Here is a 20,295-nt window from a genome sequence, read left to right on the forward strand (position 1 = left end):
ATCACTGTTTATTCGGTAATAATGTCGGCGTAGATCACGACCGTCCGCGACTGTCGCCGGATGACAGCAAACGACCGGCCTTCGCGGACGGTATGTCCCTCCAAACCGGCCAGGTTGTGGATGGCCGGATCGACCTGCCGGGTTTCTTCGGGGGAGACAAAAACATAATCGTCAAAGCGATCCGACGCCCACTGGGCCACCTGATCCAACAGCGTCCGGCGCTGGGGAATGTAGAGCCCCGCTATGGATTCCAGGAGCTTGCTGAGGGCCTGATGCCGCTGCCGAACCGCATCCAGCGGAGACTCAGCGGGGGCAGTTTCGTTCATTCGCAGGTGATTCCAGCCGCCCACAAAACCCGTCAGAAAGGCGGGCAGGTCGGGGGTGGGCGAGTCGGCGGCTTCGAGGAGCAGGTTACGGATGCCGGTTTCATCGGACCGACTGAAAAACAGCCGGACAAATTGCTCCGTCGGAAGTCGGTTGGCCACTTCTTTCCGCAACCGGAATCCTTCGATCTCAGCCTGTTCCCGGGCGGTTTCGGCGGTCTGTTTTTGCTCAGCAAGCTGCTGGAAAGCCAGTTTTTGCTCTTGCTGCTCCCAGTGAAGATTTTCAATGGACTGTAGCAACGGACGTTGCAGGTCCCGGGTGATTTGGCCCACCCGATCGCCAACGGTTTTGATATCTTCCGTCGACAAAATGGTTTGCAATCCGCGACGAAGCCAGTCGCTGTCCGAACCGGTTTCGTCGGCATACGGCAAGACCAGGTTCGGGTTTTGCCGCAGACGCGTAATCACCTCCGGACCCAGCAGGTCGCGGAGGTGATTGAGTAACTGATCGAGCGGAGTTGCCAACGGGTCGGAAGGCGTGGAGGCTGACTGCGGGATCATGGCCTAGTACAGATTCAGGTAAAAGTTTCCCGTATCGAGCCAGTATCCATGCGGATCGGTGAGCGTACAAACCGACAGTTTCAGGGCCGGAATGTCCTTGCCCGTCTGCGGATCCAGCACCGTCAGGTTATTCCGCAAAATGAGCCCTTCCTTGTCGCGCAGACTTGGCCGGGCGATCCGGACCTTGAGCGGGAGTTTGGGCATGAGCAGGGTCCGGGCGCGTTCGCTGTCGAATTCGATTTTGTACAACGGCGTGGCAATCCACTGATCCGTAGCCATTTGCCGCATGCCGAGGAAGGTGTCTTTGGCACCGGTCAGTTCGATTTCGTCAACCGGTTCAATGGACGAATCGTCGGGAACGGCCACGACATGCTCGTTTTTGATGCGGGGCGTCTGGCCGTCCGTCAACAACCCGATGTAATCGGCCGTGGAGGTCATCCGGGAAGCCAGCAGGCGCGTGTCGAGCCGAAAACCGTTCAGGTGACCCAGTTCCGACAGCAGGGCGATGGCGGCTCCCACCGAAACGCAGGTTTTGGGATCTTTGATGGTGTATTCGTGCGGATCGCTGAACGGATACCAGAACTTCTCGCTCGTGGCCACCCGGATGCGGTTCATCGGGATGATGCGGTCGGGCGAAACCGCCATGTTTTCCAGAAACAGATCCAGAATTACCGGCAGGGTCGAGGGGCGGCCCGACAGCAGAATGTAGTCGCACTGGTATTGTGAAATGATCCCGCAGAGGTCGCGGAGCATCGTGCCGATCACGTTGCGGATGGCCTTCTGATTGATCTCTTCCGGCGAAACCTCCCAGCTCATCAGCCGAATGTCGAAACCCGTGGCACCTTCGCGCCGGAAACCGTCGTTGACGTACTGCAACACACTCGGAATCGGAGCTTCGTGTTCCTGAAAAAACTCATCGAAAGCCACCTGCCGGATTTCGTCGGGATGCGTCGTGATCTGCTCCAGCATGCCCTGCGCGATCACCGTGGCCACCTGATTGGCAAAATGCTTTTTCAGCGTGCGTTTCGATTCGGTATCCGTGCTCTGGAAAGGTCCGAAAAGCGAATACAAGACTTGCCCGGCGCGCCCGCAACCCAGCCGTTTGGCTTCCTGGGCAATTTGCGGGAGAACGCACTCTTCAATCAGTTTCTTGATGATGTGGTCACCGGCCAGGTTGAAGCCTTCCCAGAAAACCGGGTTCTGGTAGAGACTGGTGGTGGCACCCGGTTCGTATTCGTAATGCCCGATCATCAGGTCCGTCGTACCTCCGCCAATGTCGACGCTGGCGACCATCAGGGATTTGCGGGTTGGATCGAGGTCTTCGCTCCGGCGACGACCCATCGTTTCAAAAAACCGGGGCGCATTTTCGGGCCCAAACCGGTGTACAATCTCGTTGTACATAAACACCAGCTGGCTGCAGGTCGCTTCGTCGTACCCCCAGCTGGTTCGCAGCCGGACGGGGTCGTGATTTTCCCGCATGTCTTTCAGGTTCTTCGGAATGCGGTCGACGCCCGGATCGTTTTCGGCCAGTTTTTCATAGTCGGGAATGATCTCGAGATCGGGCGAAATCAGGTTGTATTTATCGCCGTAATAGGTCCGCAGTGCCTGAAGCGCATCGTAGGCGCATTCGCGGAGTTTCACCCGCTCGGTTTTGGGCATGGCGGTGGGGCAGGTCAGCACAATCCGGCGCAACCGGCGCGGCACCCCGGCTTCGCCCCGCTCATTCCGAAACTCGAAACTATTGATGTAGCTCAGGGTCTGGAGCAGGATTTCCGTCAGGGCGAACGTCATCAGCGCACTCCGGGCGTACAGTGGATTCTGACCTCCCCGGTAAATGAGCCCGGGCCCGTTGGCCTGCGCCTGCTTATTGGCTTTATCGACCAGCAACCCTTCGCTCGTAAACAGATTGGCCAGCGGCAGACTGGACGCTGAATTTTGCATCAGTTCGGCCTGTTCCGGAAAATAACCCCAGGGCTTTTCGCGTTTTTTCGTATCCCACAAATACCGCTTCGGGCTGGAAAACGTCATGTCGTACTGGTCATTGGCCGCCTGGCTATCCCCAAAAATAATTCCGTTGCGACTCGCTTCGGCACCTACCCGGACCATGCTGGGCCAGCGGAACAGAAAATCATCGGTCAGTCCTTCCTTCTTGCCAAACGAGGCTTCCATGAAGGCCAGCTTCATCTCAAACGGTTTGTTGCTGCTGTGGGTTGGATTGCGAAGTTCGCGGATTTTCAACCGCCGGGCGTCCGTGAGGGCCAGTTCGGCGTCGCGCTCGCGGGAGCTGCTTTCCAGCACCAGTCCGCAGGTGCGGGAGTTGCCAACATCCAGTACCAGATTGACGTCGATGCTCCGACCCAGCGCATCCTTTTGCAGCGTTATGACGGGCCAGCCCCCGGCCTGATCGATCAGTTTGAGCAACGTCATATACAAACCCAGGTGCAGCAGGTGGTGCGGTTCGCTGGTCAGCTGGCGCGGAATCCGGCTCTTTCGCTTCGTGATGACTTCTTCCAGCCAGTCGGTGATGCGTTTCTGCGACAGGAAAAAACCGTTGGTATCTTCATGGGTCGCGCATTTGAACCGGGTGTTGCCGCCTTCCGGATCGCTGGAATCCGGTACGACGTAATAGGTGTGGTTAAGTCGGGGATCGTATTTGTCGTCGCAGTGCGTATCAAACAGCAGAATCAGTTTGTGCGTATACGGACTCCCCTCGGCTTTTTCCTGCGAACTGACTCGGCCGAGATACATCCGTGCCCAGGATTGCGGGCCGGGCATCAGTTTTCCGGGGTCATAATGATCCGTCCGGAAATACGGCAGCGGCAGAAAAGCGTCCTCCAGAATGTCGAGAGCATTGCGGCCCTGCAGATTGATGATGTGATCTTCCCGAATGTAATTCAGATTCTCGGGCCGGATCCGGCTCTCGTCGATGGAGCGGTCGGGGCGGAAGGCTTCGGCGTTCAAATCCAGCCGACTGACGTAGCGCCCGTTTTCGAGCAGGTAAGGATTGAGCAGATAGACCCGGTCGTTTTCGGGGTCTTCGCGTTCGGCATACTCAAAGCGGAGTTTGGAAGCGGCACTCGCATCACCGAGGTTGAGGGGAATTTCTACAAACTGGATGCCGGAATTGGCGATCAGGGAAACCGTTTTCATCGGGATAGGTCGGTTTAATTGGGTCGGTAAACGGTTTCAAAATGGGCACCTGATCCGCATTTGCGGCAAACGACAGCATCCAGCCGGTTCAGCGAGTTGCAGGCCTGGCCATCCACCACATTTTTGCAGATTTTGTTTTCAGCAATCGGGGGAGGAGGGGTGCTGTTCAACCGTTTCAGACGGATGTACTGCTGTTGCGGCTGCCAGCCGTCGATGCTCAGCCACTGACCGTTTTGCTCAATGGTACAGACATCCCCCGTTGGAAACGACCCGGAACCGGCGGTTTTCCGGAGCGGAATACCGATTTTTTGCGGAACGGATTGCAGGTTGGTAAAATCAGCCTCATACAGATTGGCATCCCAGTGAATACGAACGGATTTACCCGCACTCCCGGCGAGCTGATTGATAATTTCCTCCTGAACCAGATCAAACTGCTGATTGTGTGGCGGAAAAGTGAGGGTGACTTTTTTGAGATTTTGGGCGGGTTGCTCCCAGATAATCTGTGGCATAAAATGATCGCGTTTTAATTCTGGGTACGATAGAAAAAAATGAATTTTATGGGAATAATCAGCCGCTTTAAATCAAATTTTAAAACGGCTAAATTGCTCGGATAAGGATTCATGCGCAATACCATAATCCATGATTCTTTCTAAGGATATTCATGATTTTGCGAATGGATTACTGACCTTTTAGGCAGATTGTGTAATATTGGCCTACCGGTTTTATCCGAACTGCTGATTTATTCCGCCTACTCACTTTAGGTTATCATTATTTTCAGAAAATAATTACATGGAGCGATCACCAACCCCACCCGGGAAATACAATCCCTATTACCTGCCTGAGCCGGAAGGATGCGGAAAACGGACGAATTGCCCGTATAAATCGATGCCGCCCCAGTTGCATCCACCGGATTTCGATAACCAGTCCATGCTGGATTTTACGGACAGCTACTGTTCAACCTGTGAGCGGAAACTAAAACTGATCGTTCCACCACCGCCCCCCCCAAAAGCCGTTGAACCGACGATAAAACCGCCTGTTAGTCAGCCGGAACCAAAATCCTGGTTTCGAAAATATGGGTGGTTACTTGTGATTTTGCTGGTGTTAATTGCCGGACTTATTTACTGGCTTTATCCGTTTCAGAAATTCTGCGAACAGGGCACCGTTGTTGCGGGAAAAGATACCTGTATCAATGAGGTTAAATACGCCATCATATGCGATGGGAAGGGCGGTTTTGATAAAGGAGATAAAATCGGTAGTTGTGTGCCGGTTTGTGATAGCGGAACCGTTGTGAAGACGTTCTGTAAAGGCGGTGATCAATATGTGCAGGTATGCGATGGAAAAGGCGGATACGTTGAGAAACTTAAGAAAGCGAACAGCCCCGACTGTCCACAACCAGAGACTCACAAGCCCGGTCCGCCACCATTTAAACCCGGTATTCCTTATGTAGTAAATCGGGGAGGCCGATGTGTCGAAGAAGTGTACGATCGGCAGGGGAGAATTCAAAGACAGAAACCGCTGGAGCCCGGCGATCCCCGCTGTAAAAAAGCGGTGCGAGCTCCCCAATTATAACCGAAAAGTCGCCAGCCGATCCCCGCGGCTGGCGACTTTTTAACGGTGATCGATCAGGATCAGTACCGGAACCAGGTTGCCCGAAGCACCGGGTTCGACGGTGAATGCAATCCGGTTGGATTCGTACCGGATGCGGGCATAATCGATCGGTTTTTCCGGAAGCAGGGTTTTCCGAAGCCGTTCGGGCACACTGCCACCCGTGGCTCGCTGAAAAGCCTGGCTGATCCGGCTGGTTTCGACCGGGTGGTTGGCAAACAGGAGCAGGAAATAATCGGTTCCGGTGTTGGAGTCGAGTTCGATGGCGCTGGTGGGCGGGTAGGCCACAGTGGCGTTGGCGGGCATCAACGGACTGAAATCGACGACCATGCCATCCGGGCGGTTTTCGCTGTAGGGAAAAAGCTGGGGCAGGTCGCTGTTCGGACGCTCGTCGGTTCCGAAGGCAAACAGATAAGCCTGGCGGTCGTTGTTGATCAGAAACTTGAATTTGTCGCCCGACACATTGGGCTTGTCCATGCGATACACCAGCATACCAGCGGTTTTGGAGGCCGCTTCGTCGAAGTGAAGTGGCATGTCGCCCCGACCTACCTGTTCAAACGATACATCGGCCTTGAACCCGCCGATCTGGTAGGTAGCGGTTTCGGTCATGGGTTGGTAGAGTTGCACGCCGTAGCGGGTAAACGTGGCCAGGTCGTTGTACTTCACCCAGCCAAAACCCTTATCGCCCCAGCCCGTTCCCTGGCTGTTGACGATGCGAAAAGCCCCACCAAATTTCTGATCATCGTATCCCAATACGCAGATGGCGTGGCCCATTCCCGATTTCCCACTGGCCTGCAATTCCCCTAATCGGGTTTTCAACAGCGCAACGTCGGCGTCTTTAGGCTCCCAGAGTGCGGTTTTTAACTGGAAAAAGGAAGGCGGCACCAGCATGCTGATTACCACCGGCAGCCCTTCCGTCAGCGTATTTTTTAATTTACTCACCTTTTCAGTCACCGGATCGTCGAGTCGGAAAAACCGCTGCGACTCCGCCACCCGGTAGTTTTTCGCCTGCGAACGGAATTTGCGGATATTGGCCTGACTACAAGCCGGATAGCCCAGCGCGCTGTAGGGAATGATGCCGAGGTTCCGGATCACGTTCGTCGCCGAATCGATGGGCAATCCTTTCTGGCAATAAGGATCGTTCTGGAGTTTGGCTTCTTCGTAGAGGTAGGTCGGCGAAAACGCCAGTTTGTTGATTTCCGCTGGGTTTTTCAGATCGAGCCGGCGGGCTTCCATGATGGTCCGCAGGTAATACCCCAGCGCAATCGCCAGGCAGGTGCCGTGCTTTCCCTGATCGAGCGGGCGCGGGCAATAGGCTTCGTAGGAGAGGCTGGGCGGTAATTGCCGCAGGCCCCGCTTTTGAATAACCGGGGGTTTGGCCGGAATGCGCAGGTAGCTCTCGTCGTCCATAATGAGTCCGTAGGTAAACTCCTCCTGCGCAAACAGCGGCAGACTGAACAACAGACCGAATACAACACAAATCAGCTTCATGGGCAGTGCGGGTTAACGGAAATAAAAATCATCTCGGAGCATGCTCACATCCTGCGTCGTCTGGACCAGCGCCAGCCGCTTTTGCTGGACCGCCGGCGAAACCAGGAGTGTATGTCGGACGACAAACCGTTTCATTTTTTCAACCGGTTACGAAGCTGACGGGCTTCCTGCTGATACGGATGGCCGTCGGTTCGGACGATGCGGGTCAGGATCGGGAGGGCTTTGGCCGACTGGCGATCCCGCAGATAGGCCAGGCTCAGGTACCATTCCGCGCAGGCCCGCCAGTGGCCGGGATACCCTTCCACGACGGTTTTTTCCAGCATACCGATGGCTTTGCGTTCCTGTTTTTGCCGGAGCAACTCAATTCCCTGAACGACGGCTACCGAGTCCTGCGCAATGATCACCGAGTCGGGCGTGGTTCCGGCGTCGGTTTCTACGGGTAAATCGACGGGGGCGGGATTGGCTTTGGGCGTCGGCGAGAAGAACGCGTCGGCCAGCAAAAGTCCGGGATCGGTTGGCGGAGTGGGCGATGGGGTTGGGTTATCCGGTTTGGTGGTATCCGTCGACACCGGCGGTTTTTTCGTCGAATCCTTCTGGGCAATGGGCGTGCCGGTACCCCCCGGAATATCGTCGGTATATAACTTCCAGAACAGGCCGAGGAGCAGCACAACCGTGGCCGCAGCCCACCAGAAAGCGGGGCGTTTCCACAACGGTCGAACCACGATGATGACCAGTGGCTTCTCTTCAACTTCCTCTTCCTCCTGCTTATCCTCCTGTACCGATTCCTGTTCGACTTCTTTCTTGACCCGGGCAAACATCGCTGCGGCCTCCTTCTCGAACGATAAAAATTGCATCCCGCGCCTGATTCGTTGCTGAAGTTCCAGTTCCTCCTGCAGGGCTGGATTCTGGCTTAGTTGCTCCTCAAATACGGTTTTTTGCGCGGAAGTCATCTGGTCAGACAGGTAAGCCGCGATGTCGTCGTGCTGTTGCTCCGTCAGTTCTTCCATGATTGACAGTCGTTGTAATATTTCCTGAAGAGCTCGGCGAATTTTTTTTTGGCGCGGTGGTGGAGCAATTTTCCGAAACCGTCGGCTTTATCTTCCATTTTTTCAAAATCATTCAGTTTCATGTCTTCTACATAGTGTGCCCACATCAGTTTCTGTTGACCGGGCGTGAGTTCATTAAAGGCTTTTTGGGCTGCAATCCGGCTGCAATCTTCTTCCTCATCTTCTTTGATGGGCATCCCGGGCTCCAGGCTGGAACCATCGTTGAATTCACTGAAAAGCATATCCCAGGGTACTTGGTTAGGTAGTTCTTTCTTCTTTTTTTTCCACCACGACTTCCATTTATTCAGACAAATCCGCCCGACGTAGCCAATGGGTTTGTAACCCAGGCACCTGAATTTGCTCGTGGAAATATCCATCATGAACTGGATCAGGGTCTCCTGAATTAAATCCTGGACGTCTTCCGTGCTGGTGCCGTAGCTCTGTGCGTATTTCTCGAAAAACTTGTACAGCCGCTTGGTCAGGCAGTCCCAGGACGTATCGATCCGGGGATTGGTCAGGGTAAGTGATTTACAGAATTCCTCAGGATGATCGTCGAGGTATTTGCAAGGGTCAACAGAGGCTGGGGGAGAGGGCTTCCGTGGCGGATTAGACATAGAACAGATGATAAGATGGAGGTCAAGTAGCAGTTAAAACTACTAAAATCTCTCCATCTGACCATTTGTAGTTTATAAACTTTTCATATCAGGCACTTTGACGATAGGGTGATGGCTCCAGCCGAACAGTTTCGCGGGAAACGTGTCGACGCATTTCCGGCACCGTGAAATTGAGGAAGTCGAACCAGATTTCTTCGCGGTTGGCGTAGTATTCCCAAATCTGCTGGACCTGTCCCGACAACTCGACTTTGCCCTCGAAAAGCGGGTGTTTGACGACCTGCATCTGGAAATCCCGGATCTGGGCGTGAACCGTTCCGCCGACGATGTAGGACCGGTTGGTCGAGTAGGCATCGGCCAGCATGAACAGATAGACCTGCCAGCGCCCCAGCCGCCCCAGCGCTTTGACGTCCATCCAGATGGCCCCGATTTCGGCTACGTCATCTTCCGAAATGCCGTTGTCTTCCAGCATCTGGGCTTTGATTTCGGCGGGTATGACCGAGAAATACCGGTGGGGCCGCTGATCATTGACAAAATACCCCGCAATCCATTCGCCGGGCTGATCGCTGTGTTGAAAGACCCGAACCGTCGTGTTTTTCAGGAAGGCCAGATCAACGGTAATTCCCTGACTACGTTGCCGATACGTGTCGATGAAAAGCTGATGATCGGCCGGACTTTGAAGCAAAAACGTCTGTAACATGATCGCAGATGGTTTAAATTTTCATCCATCTATTGCGTTCGGCACAAGAAGTTATCAACCTGATTACGTATTTTTGAAAAATCCCTCTACCAAGCTCCTACCTTACATTATTCTGGTGAAAGACAAAATCAAGGTATTGCTGCTCGATGATCATAAGGTGGTGATCGACGGTCTTTTGAGTCTATTGCGCGACGACCCTCAGATTGAGATTGAAGCGGTTTTTACCAACGGGGAAGAAGCCCTGCAGTTCATGAGAAACGGAACGAGTAAAGAACCGATCGTCGACGTGGCGATTGCCGATCTGCGGATGCGCCGGGGGATTAGCGGGTTGGAGTTTGCCGTGCAGGTACGCTCCATTGCCCCCAAAACCCGGGTTATTATTCTGAGCATGTCCGAAGATGCCAAAGACATTCATGCCGCCGTTCGGTTGGGGGTTTCGGGGTATCTCTTTAAAAGTCAGGATGTTGATCTGGTGCGGAAAGCAATCCACGAAGTGATGCGCGACGACCGGCCGTACATGAGCCAGGAGGTTCTGCGTACATTCGTCGATTCGCAGGAAGAAAAACAGCCGGAGCAAATCCGCCAGCTGACATCCCGCGAGATTGAAGTACTGCGGCTGATTGCCCAGGAGTTTACCACCGCCGAAATTGCGGACAAACTGAATATCAGCGAAGCCACGGTGGATACCCACCGGCGGAATATGATCCAGAAACTGAAGGTGAAAAGCATCGTTGGACTGGCCAATTTTGCCATTCGGAACGGATTGGTGTAAGCCGGTTTTTCACCGGGCCGGAACAACTACCGGCCCGGTGAGCTGGTAGCCGAGGGCCGGGGTAGGGAATTCAGGGCTTGTGGCCATCGGTATTTTAATCTGCACCCAGGTGCCGCCTTCGTCGGGCAGATTCGAGATGGCGAGGGTGCCGTTCATTTGCTCCACCCGTTCGTGAATGCTGCGGATGCCTTTTCCCTGCGGAAATTGTTCCGGTTCAAAACCGGTGCCATCGTCCCGCACACTCAGTTTCAGAAATTGACGGGCATCGTCGGCCGTAAACCGGATCGTGGCTTCGCTGGCCTGGGCATGTTTCAGAATGTTGGTCACCAACTCCAGGCACACGCAGTAAATGTGAAATTTAGCCAGCCGGTGGAGTTGTTCCTCAAGACCGCTCAATTGCAACACGAAGCTGGTTTTTCCGGCCCGGTTCAAACTACTCGTCAGTTGTTGCAGGCTGCTGCCCAGGCCCCGTTCTTCGAGTTCGTCGGGCCAGAAGTTGTGGGCAATCAGCCGAATCCCATCGTAGGCATCCTGAATGGATTGGAGTAAGGAATGCAGGGCGGGCCGGTCGATGGTGGGCGGTTTTTCGGAATTGCTCAACTCGCTCAGTCGGGTCCGGATACTGAAAAGAACGCTGCCCAACTGGTCGTGGAGTTCGTCGGCCACCCGTCGCCGTTCCTGAATCTGCCCGGCAATGAGGGCTTCTTCCATTTCGATTTTTTTGCGGAGTTGCTGTTCATAAGCCGCCAGGGCTTCGATTTCGCGCTGGCGTTCCGTTAATCGCCGGGCCCAGCGTTCGTTGCGGATGTAAGCGGCCAGACCGACCGACATGAACGTAAATTCGAACAATGAACCGATGTTTTGGGAATAGTGAATCAAAAAACCGGTTCCGGGAATAATGCCCACCCGATTGAGGACAAAAAACGTAAAGCCCAGGGCGTAGCACATCGAAGCAATGACGTAAAACCGGCTGGCGGTCTGGCCTTGCCGCCAGGTCAGCAAACCGGCCACAAACATGCCGACCACCAGCGGGCAGGAACTGACCAGGGCGATGAGCTGAAGAGACAGGGGAAACAGTTCGAGCAGGTTGACGACCACCAGCACAATACTGATTCCGCACAGAATCCAGAGGGCGTAATACAGGCGGGGTGTCGCTTTCCGCAGGTTCAGTGCCTGGGCATAAAAGATAATGAATGTCAGGAAAACACCCGCCGAAAAGAGCCCCAGACCGTGTTCGGCGAGCCAGACCGAATCGGGCCAGAGGTAGCGCGGACCGAGGTTGCTGCCCCGGCAGGCTTCGTAAAACATATACGACAGCAGATACAAAGCCAGGTACAGATAGCTGCGAATGTGCGTAAATAACCAGATGACAACGTGGTAAAGAAACATCAGACACAGGGTTCCCCAGTAAAATCCCCACAGGAGTGAGGCTGGCTGGGCGTAGTCCTGAAACCGCTTTTCTTCCCAGATGATGAGCGGAAAATAGCTGTGCAGCTTCCGGTTATTGATGTGCAGGTAGGCCGTATACAATTCGCCGGGCTGAAGCGGCAACTGAAAAACGTACGTATTGAAGGAAATAGGACGGCTGGCCCGGCCCAGTTGATCGCCCGCCCGAAAAACCGTGGTCTTTCCTTTGCTGTCCACCAGGTAGAGGTTGATTTCTTTAATATTGCCGAAGCCAATTTCAAACAGATACCGGCTGTCGGGCCGGAAGTCACGGTTCGAAACCTGAAACCGGAACCAGTAGCTGCTGTTTGAAAAAACCATGTTCGGCACGGTCTGCAAACCGGGTTTGAAAAACCGCTCCCGGGCCGGATTCCGCACCTCGTCGATCGTCAGTTTTCCGAGGGTGTCGGTCAGGTAATCGACCTGCTGGCCAATGACGTATTTTGAAGCGGAGGGAGAAAGCAAAATTGGGGGACGGGCGTAGAGACTGGTACCACAGATACCGGCAAAAAAAACTAAAAAGAGGAACCGGAAGGGCATACGATTGGTGCGAAAAAGCATTTCTACGTCTTTGGCTGCCAGAAGTTTACGCAGAAATTGCTATTCAATCCAACTAAACGACCTAAAATCATGGCTGGCTGGAGCCAAAATAGCAGAAAGTGGGTATTTTTTTAAAAACCGCTTTTGACGTAGTTCAAGCGTATTTTTTAAAGAGGACTGATAACCTTCGATCAGAAACGGAATAGATGGACAAACGCTTCGGGTGAAGCGGCCAATCATCAATCCCATTTCCGCCATGAAATCACTATTCACCTTTCGAATCCCAACCGGAATTTCGGCTATCAGCGTGTTGAGCCTGCTTTTGTTGTTCGCCTGTAATTTTCCCAACGGCAGCGGAGAGCCGGTTTATCAGGGCAGTTACCAGGAAGCCAGTGCTTTTTCAGCTCAGTTTGCCGGTCTTTTGATGAACCAGTATTACCCCAATACGGGCCGGGAGTTTCGGGCCAGAACCAACGACTGGAGCTACGATCCGGACACGCAGCGGTACACGATCGACATGACCTCCACCTGGATGGGGCGGGGGTGCTGGATCTGCGACGAGTGCCAGGTCGAAGCCAGGGGATACCTGTACGTCAACCGGGACGGGACCAACCCGCAATACCAGATGGAACGGGTGAACGATTGCGCCCTGGGGCACGATTTGCAGGGGCTGATGATCGGTACGCTGATCAATGTAGCAGCAGATGAATTGAGCAAAGGAAACTGATGAAAACCGTACCGTTTATAGTCAAAACGATTGGCTGTCTCCTGCTTGCCTTTTTGGTGACGGGAGCAAAAAAAGCCGTAGCACAATCACCAGACAGCTATTTTGTGGCGAAAACCGTATCGGTTCCGGGGAATCTGAAACAACCCTTTAGAACCGGTATTCAGGTTGGGTTCGACGATTATGTTTACATTGAAGCCTTAGGCAAAATCCGGGTCGGCTTTTTTTACGGGTCCACCTATGCGGTCGGTCTTCCCGAGAGCCTCAATAATGGGTACAATAAGCGCGCTTCCGTGCAGCACGGGGCACTGATGTGGCAGATTGGTCCCGGAAGTGGCAGTTGCCGGAAGCTGTTCCAGAGTTACGATGAGACGGTAAAAAACATCTTTATGGTGTCGAAAGACCGGATGATCACGGACGATGGCCTGACCAATTACGTAGCGGGCGATTACTTCCTGAGCAAGTCGACAGGCGAGTTGCTTCTGGACATCAACGACAAGGAGGTCGACAACAACAGTGCGCAGTACGAGGTGCGGATTTTTGTCCTGAAGCAATTTCACCACGTGAACCGCAACCAGTTCAACCAGTGTCCGTTGAAAGAACCGGGAGATGGCGACACCGATCGGAACGGCAACGGCTGGGTTCGCGAATGGCCCAATTCCTGGGTGTACCACGGTTTTAATAACTCCTACCGGGGCAAGGGCGCTTATTCCGGCTGCCAGTGTGTCTACGACCGGGGCACGCTCCTGAGGGGCACCGCGACCGACACCAACAACAATCAGGGCTCGTTTGATTTCGGCTTCTGGCTCGGCCACGGCGATGCCGATAACATGGAAGCCCGGCACCTGCACCTGATTCTGGATGTGCTGCCGCATGATTTGTGGGTGAAGCGCTACGGTACTGACAAAAAGATGCGGTATTCTCCTCCGCAAGCTTTTGTGAATTAGTACCTTGCATAAACTGTACTGTATTAACGATTCGGGAGATTTTTACGATTCTAACAAAATGATACGCTTTTGTTTACTGTTTTTGGTGACAGTGGTTTTCGGCCAGCGTGTGTTAAATGCTCAGGATATTACGGTTACGGGTACGGTTTATAGTTATCGAGATAAAACTCCTATGTCGGGTGTGTCCATTATAGAAAAAGGAGCTCTGAATAATACTACAACTGATAGTTTTGGGAAATATAAGTTACATATCAAGGCAAGGGGGTTTGATCCCGTTATTGTTGTTCGTACAGAAGGATATTTTACCCTTGAATACGTCTTTGAAAGAGCAAATTTGGGTGAAATGAAACCCATCTCGGTTTTTCTTGATAAAAAACCGTCGTTCTGGAATAAAAAAACCTATGTTGACAGATCCTACACTTCTTACTCCGAAAGGAAAGAAGACCATTCTGTCCAGAATGGAAACCAAGTGACAGCGGCATCTACGACTCAACCGGTTTTAATACCTTCCATTTCAAAAAAACGCTACGCGTTTATCGTTGGGAATTCCGGTTATTCGGAAGGCCTGGCGTTGGGCGGTCGACCGCTCAACGATGCCCGCGACATTGCGGAGCGACTGCAGTCTCTGGGTTTTACAGTGACCCGGCACGAAGATCTGGCGGATAAACAGAGCTTTGAGAAGGCGTTTCAGCAATTTAATCGTCAGGCCAAAGGGGCGGATGCAGCCCTGTTTTTTTACGCCGGACACGGGATTGAAGTTGCCGGTGAAAACTACATGATTCCGACCGGCGCCAAACTGGAGCAGAAAGACGACGTGCGCTACGAAGCCTTTCCGGTGAGCCGGGTGCTCGACGAGTTTCGGGAACTGGGTGCCAAAAACAGCATTGTTTTGCTGGATGCCTGCCGCGAAAACCCGTTCCGCAGCTGGAGCCGGGGGGAAGTAGACCGCGGTTTTAAAACCATTGATCTGGCGCAGGCCCGGATCGATAACCTCTTCATCGGGTATGCAACGGCGCCGGGCAGCGTGGCGCGGAATGGCGTGGGCCGCAACGGAACTTTCACCACAGCTCTCCTGAAATACCTGCGAAAAGGCGAACGGTTCGACGATATTTTTCAGGACACGACCAACGAAGTGCTGACCCTGACCGGCAACGCCCAGCGCCCTTTCCAGACCTCGAGTCTGCGGACAAAATTGATTTTTTAACGGAAGTGAAAGGGTGTAAAAACCGCCCTAAAAGCCTGTTACATTGGTTGTGAAAGGCTTTTAGGGGGGTGAAACTCAACCTGCAAAAACCTTGTATCACTCCGCCAGCTGCTCGGTAAAACCGGATAAAATTCCGTCCCGGCCGATCAGTTCTATCTTCAGACTTTCCTGTTGGGCAATGGCTTCCAGCTCGTTGATGGCGCGCAGGAGCTGACGGGCGTTGCGACGCACCGCGAGCAGAGGTTGCGTGAGCGGTAAATCGGCGGTTTCGAAAAGCCGGTTCACGGTCGACACCAGCAGCGACAGGGGCGATTGCAATTCGTGGGTGAGGTGACTGAAAAAGTGGGTTTTGTGGGCATCGACCTGCATCAGTTCCTGGGTTTCCCGCAATTGGTGGGCATATTGCCGGGCTTTGTCGATGGTCGCTTTCAGCTCCTGAAAATTAAGTGGAGTGGTCAGGAGGGCAAAAGCGCCGTGGTTCATGGCCTTTCGAACCGTCGTTACATCCCCGTTGGCGTTGAAAACAACCGTACGCACAATCGGGTTGATGCGGGGCAGGTAGTCCAGCAGTGAAAGACCGCTCAGATTGGTCAGCAACACATCAATATCAGCTTGTTCTTCCAGTAGTTGCAGGGCCTGGCCAGCCGTTGTGACAAAGACAAACTCGTACGAACCGTTCCGGATTGCTTGGTGGAAATGCCGCCGGAAGAATCCTTCCAGCTCGGCTTTTTCATCCACCAGGAGCACTTTTGTTTTCATGTACAGGGGTTAAGTTTGGTTGAGTTGTCCGTTTTGGATGATTCAAAGGTCGGCTTCCTACCGTTAAGACCCTGTCAAAAATGGGTCATTCGCTATCACTTTTGGGAACGGTTTTGTCTGCCCGTCGGCAAAACCGGATGGGAGGGGGACGGTGTGGTGGGCAAGGCTCCGGGAAAAGGGGATTTTATCGGTGACTGGGTTCGCTGCCCGTTACCGGCAGAAACGTGCGAACACCCGCCTGCGTTCTGCGGATTAGCACCGGGTGAAATGACAAACGCCCGGAAGTTGACCAGCGAACCGGCACTTTCCAGGCGTTTAACGAACAGCCTAAATGTTACAAAGCCTTTGATAAAGATGTGGGTTTGATGATTACTCCCCGGCGGGTTTAAAACCGCCGTCTGGCCGTTACAGATTGGGCTGAGGGGTCGTCCGCAGGTACGGTTTAACAATTGTAACGCCTTTCGGAAACTTCTTGATGGCATCTTCCGTACTCACCGCCGGAACGACGATGCAATCCTCCCCGGCCTGCCAGTCGGCGGGCGTCGCCACCTGGTAATTTGCCGTCAGCTGCAGCGAATCGATGACGCGCAGAATTTCGTTGAAATTGCGGCCCGTCGATGCCGGATACGTCAGCGTTAGCTTCACTTTTTTGTCCGGGCCAATCACAAACACCGAGCGCACCGTTGCCTTCTCGCTGGCGTTCGGGTGAATCATGTCGTACAGCTCCGCCACCTGGCGATCCTGGTCGGCAATCATCGGGAAATTGACGGTCGTCTGCTGCGTTTCATTGATATCTTTGATCCATTCGGAATGGGATTCCAGCGGATCAACGCTGACGGCGATGACCTTGACGCCCCGTTTTTCAAATTCGCTTTTCAACGAAGCCGTACGGCCCAATTCCGTGGTACAGACGGGGGTGAAATCGGCCGGATGGGAGAAAATCATGCCCCAGGAATTGCCCAGCCATTCGTAAAAATGGATGGTTCCTTCGGTGGATTGTGCGGTAAAATCGGGTGCAATGTCGCCTAATCGGAGTGCCATAATTGGATTGGTTTAGTAATGATTAAGAATGAATGACCGGTTTTATTACCTGCCTTGTCCGGTTTTTCGGGCGGGTAATAAGTTGCTCACAAAGCTGGCCGATTCCCCGCGATTCGGCTATCAAATTTCTCCCAATCACTATCAAATTTCTCCCAACGCGCGGGTTTTAACCCAAAAAACGCCCCAACTGGCTTGTCTGGGAAATTGCACGATCTCAAAATGTAACCCCTATAAGTATACGTTCAGGCAGGTTCAAATGCGTTGTTTTACGATTTACCATTGTTGAATAATAACGCCCAGTTGCTTATCCATCACCGCAAATTCCCGCGCTCCCCAGGGCCGAAGCGTGATTTTATTCAGGTTGGGATGAAGAAATTCGGGGTAATTGGAGGCAACGGTTTGGTACACCTCTTCGATGTTGTCGGTTTCTAACCTAAATTCGGGATGATGTTCCTGAGCGAAGGCTCCGTTTTCAAACAGGTTGATACGCAATCCATCTTTTCCAATGACGCAAAATGGATGAACAGTAGCTAGTTCATCGTGCTCAATCGAAAACCCGAGGCAGTTGACAAATAAGTTTAAACCGTCGTGAATATCGTGGTAAAACACGTTGGGAACCAGTTTGGTAAATTTCATCATTCACGCGTTAAAATAGCCTGGCATCTCCCTGTTTCTACGGTACTTGCGTGAATATAAGGAGATTATTGCGGTTTTCTGAAACCGTAAACGATAAATCTAAAACCGGTTTTCAACTTGAGTTTCGCCAACCTGAGCGTAGCGAATGGGCTGTGTCACTGGGCAGAACGGCAGCATTATGGTCCAATGCAAACGGCTACTAATCACGCTTATTCACTTTTCAGGACTTCCGCCGGATTGCTTCGGGCGGCTTTCATCGTCTGCGATCCGATCATCAGAAACGCAATCAGCAACACCACCAGTAAACCGACAAACAACTCGACGATCCGCACCGGTGTGTGATACGGGAAATTGGTAAGCACCCAATTTTCGAAGAAAAGGTACGTTATCGGCAGCGCGATGAGGGCCGAGATGGAAAGCTGGACGAGAAAACCGCGGCTCAGCAAGTAGATCAGGTTACCGGAACTGGCCCCCATCACTTTGCGGATGCTGATTTCTTTCAGCCGGGTTTCGGTGGTGTAGGCAACCATGCCGAACAAGCCCATCGATGCGATCGAAATGGCAAGAATGGACAGAAAGCCAATAATCTTGATCAGGATGGAAAATTCACTGTAGGCTTCTTCGATCGATTCATCAAAGAATTCGGCTTTAAAGGGGTGAATCCGATCGATTTTCTTCCAGGCGGACTCGATCCTGGCTCGGGTGGATAGCAGGTCAGCACTCTGTATTTTGGCATTAAGGACTGCCCGGTCTTCGGGGGTCCAGGCCAGGAATGCGGTCGGCTGGATGAGGTTGTCGACCTTGCCATAGTGAAAGTCTTTCATGACGCCAACAAGGGTCATCTTGCGTTCCTTTACGCGGAAACTACTGAACGAAACCACGGCCCCGATTGCTTTCTGAGGGTCACCGCCCGCAATGTTAAATCGTTTTAAGAACTGCTGGTTAACGATCAGTTCGGTTGAAGCGCTGGCAGTCGTGGGTCGTGTTCTGAAATTTCCTCCGGCAAGGAGCTTGTGTTCGTGCAGAGAAAGGTAGTTTTCGTCGACGTGGTTGGTCATGACCAGGGCCGAGTCGCGCGAATCTTTGTACTTAATAAATCCGCCCCAGGCATTTCCGACGCTGGTGACGATCAATGACCGGGATACGCCCTTTACGTCCGGCATCTCGCTCAGCTCTTTGAGAAACGCATCGGGTTTATTTCCCTGCATATCAATGTTCAGGATGTTTTCGGTATTGAATCCCAAATCGAAAGCCAGGATGTTTTTATACTGCACATAGCCGATGGCCGTTGTGGTGATAAAGATCAGCGTGAGCGTATACTGGACCACCACCAGGGCACGACGGAGGGTGAGGTGTTTGAACACTTTTACCGTCGATACATTCCGGAGCGCACTGATCGCGCTGACTTTCGAAAAGAACAGGGCGGGCAGCAAACCGGCCACACCCCCCACGGTAACCGAAAAGAGCAGAAAGGTTAGGACCATAACCGGCGTAAGCTCGAGCTTCACCGTGCGCTGCATCTCCGGCGCGAGATGGATCACCATCGGCCTTAAAAGGAGAAACAGGAAAAACGAAAGAAAAAGCGCGGTCAGGGAGATCATGATGGCTTCGGCCAGGAATTGTTGCCATACCTGGCTTTTTCCGGCACCGATCGCTTTGCGAATCCCTACTTCCTTAAAGCGTCGCATGGCTCTTGCCATTGAAAGATTGGTGTAGTTAAAACACGCCGACAGAATCACAATGAGTGCCAATCCGCCGAGTATCCAAAGCACCACCGGAGACATGTGGGGACCTACGGAACCGGGCCCGCCCTCCGAGGCACGGAAGTTTTCGCCGACCACGATAGTGGATAAAGGAAGAAGCTCGAGCCGGATTTTGGTGGTTTCGTCGACCCGGTTTTCCTCCCTGGCAATGGCACCCAGTTGCGATTGGATGGACGCGATGTCGGCGGTTTCGGGCAGCAGAACGTACACGAAGTTCGACGACATGTTGGTCCACTTTTCGAAATCGTCGTTATTCCGGTTGAGTTGCTCGGCTGTCGACAGCGATACCAACGCTTCGAAAGTGAGGTGCGAAAAAAAGGGAACATCCTGCATGACGCCGGTCACCTGATAGTCGAGTGTATCGAATCGGATTACTTTGCCCAGTGCATCTTCGCGGCCGAATAGTTTTTTGGCGGTCGTTTCCGTCAGAACGATCGAGTAAGGCGCTTTCAGGGCTGTTTCGGGATTGCCTGCCAGCATCGGAAAGGTGAAGATTTTGAATAGGGACGGATCTGCCCAGAAACCCTTGATCGGGAAACTGGTGTCGCCAATCTTCGCGTCCTGCGAAAAGTCGGTGCGCAGAATCGCCACGTCTTCAATGCCGGTCACTTTCTGCCGGATCAGCTTACCGGTTTTTATCGAAGTAGTCGCAAACTTGCTGCCGGACTGCGATCGGCTTTGTTTACTATTTTCGGTTACAACATTCGTAATGCGATAGATTCGCTCGCCATTTTTGTGGAATTTGTCATACGAATGCATGTCGAGAACGAACGCGATTAGCAGCAATCCAACGGACATACTGATGGCTAAACCAATTACATTGATGGACGAGAAGAGCTTGTTATGCAGTAAGTTGCGTCTCGATGTTTTGAGGTAGCTTCCGATCATGGTCCGGTTGATTAAAGGTCAATAAATTGGGTTTGAAACGACCTTCCGAAAAACGCAGGGCGTTTCAAAGCAGGCACGAGTAATCTAC

18 protein-coding genes are annotated in these 20,295 nt (G+C 53.0%); 5 read left to right on the forward strand and 13 right to left on the reverse strand.

The features are described 5' to 3' along the window. Positions 1-8: 8 nt before the first annotated feature. From EHT25_RS26190 to EHT25_RS26200, 3 genes are read right to left on the reverse strand one after another with little or no spacing between them, the layout of a single operon-like run. Positions 9-884 carry a hypothetical protein gene (locus EHT25_RS26190; RefSeq protein ID WP_124878168.1) on the reverse strand — a complete coding sequence of 292 codons (876 nt, stop codon included), beginning with the start codon at positions 882-884 and terminating at the stop codon, positions 9-11. Between the two features lie 3 nt (positions 885-887). Continuing rightward, positions 888-4,034 (reverse strand): virulence factor SrfB, encoded by a 3,147-nt coding sequence (locus EHT25_RS26195; RefSeq protein ID WP_124878170.1) that lies wholly within the window; start codon positions 4,032-4,034, stop codon positions 888-890. Between the two features lie 14 nt (positions 4,035-4,048). Further along, the gene (locus EHT25_RS26200; protein WP_124878172.1) at positions 4,049-4,543 is read right to left on the reverse strand and encodes a hypothetical protein; all 495 of its coding nucleotides are present in this window, start codon (positions 4,541-4,543) and stop codon (positions 4,049-4,051) included. A 280-nt stretch (positions 4,544-4,823) separates the two neighbouring features. Here EHT25_RS26200 and EHT25_RS26205 point away from each other — a divergent pair, with 280 nt between their 5' ends. Then, positions 4,824-5,603 carry a hypothetical protein gene (locus EHT25_RS26205; protein WP_124878174.1) on the forward strand — a complete coding sequence of 260 codons (780 nt, stop codon included), beginning with the start codon at positions 4,824-4,826 and terminating at the stop codon, positions 5,601-5,603. Positions 5,604-5,642: 39 nt separating this feature from the next. Here the strand turns inward: EHT25_RS26205 and EHT25_RS26210 are convergent, their stop codons facing one another. From EHT25_RS26210 to EHT25_RS26225, 5 genes are all read right to left on the reverse strand, one after another. Beyond that, on the reverse strand, positions 5,643-7,130 hold the full coding sequence (locus tag EHT25_RS26210) for a C1 family peptidase (protein ID WP_124878176.1): 1,488 nt from the start codon (positions 7,128-7,130) through the stop codon (positions 5,643-5,645). 12 nt (positions 7,131-7,142) lie between these two features. Continuing rightward, on the reverse strand, positions 7,143-7,265 hold the full coding sequence (locus tag EHT25_RS33320) for a hypothetical protein (RefSeq protein ID WP_262707855.1): 123 nt from the start codon (positions 7,263-7,265) through the stop codon (positions 7,143-7,145). Beyond that, positions 7,262-8,137, reverse strand: a complete 876-nt coding sequence (locus tag EHT25_RS26215; RefSeq protein WP_124878178.1) for a hypothetical protein — start codon at positions 8,135-8,137, stop codon at positions 7,262-7,264. Before EHT25_RS26215 ends, EHT25_RS33320 begins: the two co-directional genes overlap by 4 nt. After that, on the reverse strand, positions 8,125-8,790 hold the full coding sequence (locus EHT25_RS26220) for a sigma-70 RNA polymerase sigma factor region 4 domain-containing protein (RefSeq protein WP_124878180.1): 666 nt from the start codon (positions 8,788-8,790) through the stop codon (positions 8,125-8,127). The genes EHT25_RS26215 and EHT25_RS26220 overlap by 13 nt, the downstream gene beginning before the upstream one ends. An 88-nt stretch (positions 8,791-8,878) precedes the next feature. Then, positions 8,879-9,487, reverse strand: coding sequence for a hypothetical protein (locus EHT25_RS26225; protein WP_124878182.1), 609 nt, complete (start codon positions 9,485-9,487; stop codon positions 8,879-8,881). 73 nt (positions 9,488-9,560) lie between these two features. Between EHT25_RS26225 and EHT25_RS26230 the strand changes: the two genes are divergently transcribed. Beyond that, on the forward strand, positions 9,561-10,259 hold the full coding sequence (locus tag EHT25_RS26230) for a LuxR C-terminal-related transcriptional regulator (RefSeq protein ID WP_185731495.1): 699 nt from the start codon (positions 9,561-9,563) through the stop codon (positions 10,257-10,259). A 9-nt stretch (positions 10,260-10,268) separates the two neighbouring features. Here EHT25_RS26230 and EHT25_RS26235 read toward each other — a convergent pair whose 3' ends face one another. Beyond that, positions 10,269-12,245, reverse strand: a complete 1,977-nt coding sequence (locus EHT25_RS26235) for a sensor histidine kinase (protein ID WP_185731496.1) — start codon at positions 12,243-12,245, stop codon at positions 10,269-10,271. Between the two features lie 256 nt (positions 12,246-12,501). On the opposite strand from EHT25_RS26235, the gene EHT25_RS26240 reads away from it, so the two are divergent. The 3 genes from EHT25_RS26240 to EHT25_RS32810 all read left to right on the forward strand — a co-directional run bounded on the left by EHT25_RS26240 (position 12,502) and on the right by EHT25_RS32810 (position 15,120). Continuing rightward, entirely contained in the window at positions 12,502-12,972 is a 471-nt protein-coding gene (locus EHT25_RS26240; RefSeq protein WP_124878188.1) for a hypothetical protein, read from the forward strand. Next, positions 12,972-13,916 carry a hypothetical protein gene (locus EHT25_RS26245; RefSeq protein ID WP_124878190.1) on the forward strand — a complete coding sequence of 315 codons (945 nt, stop codon included), beginning with the start codon at positions 12,972-12,974 and terminating at the stop codon, positions 13,914-13,916. The genes EHT25_RS26240 and EHT25_RS26245 overlap by 1 nt, the downstream gene beginning before the upstream one ends. A 469-nt stretch (positions 13,917-14,385) precedes the next feature. Next, positions 14,386-15,120 carry a caspase family protein gene (locus EHT25_RS32810; RefSeq protein WP_185731497.1) on the forward strand — a complete coding sequence of 245 codons (735 nt, stop codon included), beginning with the start codon at positions 14,386-14,388 and terminating at the stop codon, positions 15,118-15,120. Positions 15,121-15,216: 96 nt separating this feature from the next. On the opposite strand, the gene EHT25_RS26255 is transcribed toward EHT25_RS32810, so the two are convergent. The 4 genes from EHT25_RS26255 to EHT25_RS26270 form a co-directional block, all read right to left on the reverse strand. Then, positions 15,217-15,879: a response regulator gene (locus EHT25_RS26255; RefSeq protein ID WP_124878194.1), complete on the reverse strand. Its 663-nt coding sequence runs from the start codon at positions 15,877-15,879 to the stop codon at positions 15,217-15,219. A 405-nt stretch (positions 15,880-16,284) separates the two neighbouring features. Further along, positions 16,285-16,920 carry a peroxiredoxin gene (locus tag EHT25_RS26260; protein WP_124878196.1) on the reverse strand — a complete coding sequence of 212 codons (636 nt, stop codon included), beginning with the start codon at positions 16,918-16,920 and terminating at the stop codon, positions 16,285-16,287. Positions 16,921-17,193: 273 nt separating this feature from the next. Then, positions 17,194-17,559: a VOC family protein gene (locus tag EHT25_RS26265; protein WP_124878198.1), complete on the reverse strand. Its 366-nt coding sequence runs from the start codon at positions 17,557-17,559 to the stop codon at positions 17,194-17,196. A 206-nt stretch (positions 17,560-17,765) separates the two neighbouring features. After that, positions 17,766-20,207, reverse strand: coding sequence for an ABC transporter permease (locus tag EHT25_RS26270; protein WP_124878200.1), 2,442 nt, complete (start codon positions 20,205-20,207; stop codon positions 17,766-17,768). Positions 20,208-20,295: the final 88 nt, after the last annotated feature.

The organism is Larkinella rosea, from assembly GCF_003858635.1.
In the GTDB taxonomy this organism is placed as follows: domain Bacteria; phylum Bacteroidota; class Bacteroidia; order Cytophagales; family Spirosomataceae; genus Larkinella; species Larkinella rosea.

Coding starts and splice junctions, on each gene's coding strand:
- EHT25_RS26190 (WP_124878168.1), bottom strand. CDS start 884: ATGATCCCGCAGTCAGCCTCCACGCCTTCCGACCCGTTGGCAACTCCG.
- EHT25_RS26195 (WP_124878170.1), bottom strand. CDS start 4,034: ATGAAAACGGTTTCCCTGATCGCCAATTCCGGCATCCAGTTTGTAGAA.
- EHT25_RS26200 (WP_124878172.1), bottom strand. CDS start 4,543: ATGCCACAGATTATCTGGGAGCAACCCGCCCAAAATCTCAAAAAAGTC.
- EHT25_RS26205 (WP_124878174.1), top strand. CDS start 4,824: ATGGAGCGATCACCAACCCCACCCGGGAAATACAATCCCTATTACCTG.
- EHT25_RS26210 (WP_124878176.1), bottom strand. CDS start 7,130: ATGAAGCTGATTTGTGTTGTATTCGGTCTGTTGTTCAGTCTGCCGCTG.
- EHT25_RS33320 (WP_262707855.1), bottom strand. CDS start 7,265: ATGAAACGGTTTGTCGTCCGACATACACTCCTGGTTTCGCCGGCGGTC.
- EHT25_RS26215 (WP_124878178.1), bottom strand. CDS start 8,137: ATGGAAGAACTGACGGAGCAACAGCACGACGACATCGCGGCTTACCTG.
- EHT25_RS26220 (WP_124878180.1), bottom strand. CDS start 8,790: ATGTCTAATCCGCCACGGAAGCCCTCTCCCCCAGCCTCTGTTGACCCT.
- EHT25_RS26225 (WP_124878182.1), bottom strand. CDS start 9,487: ATGTTACAGACGTTTTTGCTTCAAAGTCCGGCCGATCATCAGCTTTTC.
- EHT25_RS26235 (WP_185731496.1), bottom strand. CDS start 12,245: ATGCCCTTCCGGTTCCTCTTTTTAGTTTTTTTTGCCGGTATCTGTGGT.
- EHT25_RS26240 (WP_124878188.1), top strand. CDS start 12,502: ATGAAATCACTATTCACCTTTCGAATCCCAACCGGAATTTCGGCTATC.
- EHT25_RS26245 (WP_124878190.1), top strand. CDS start 12,972: ATGAAAACCGTACCGTTTATAGTCAAAACGATTGGCTGTCTCCTGCTT.
- EHT25_RS26255 (WP_124878194.1), bottom strand. CDS start 15,879: ATGAAAACAAAAGTGCTCCTGGTGGATGAAAAAGCCGAGCTGGAAGGA.
- EHT25_RS26260 (WP_124878196.1), bottom strand. CDS start 16,920: ATGGCACTCCGATTAGGCGACATTGCACCCGATTTTACCGCACAATCC.
- EHT25_RS26265 (WP_124878198.1), bottom strand. CDS start 17,559: ATGATGAAATTTACCAAACTGGTTCCCAACGTGTTTTACCACGATATT.
- EHT25_RS26270 (WP_124878200.1), bottom strand. CDS start 20,207: ATGATCGGAAGCTACCTCAAAACATCGAGACGCAACTTACTGCATAAC.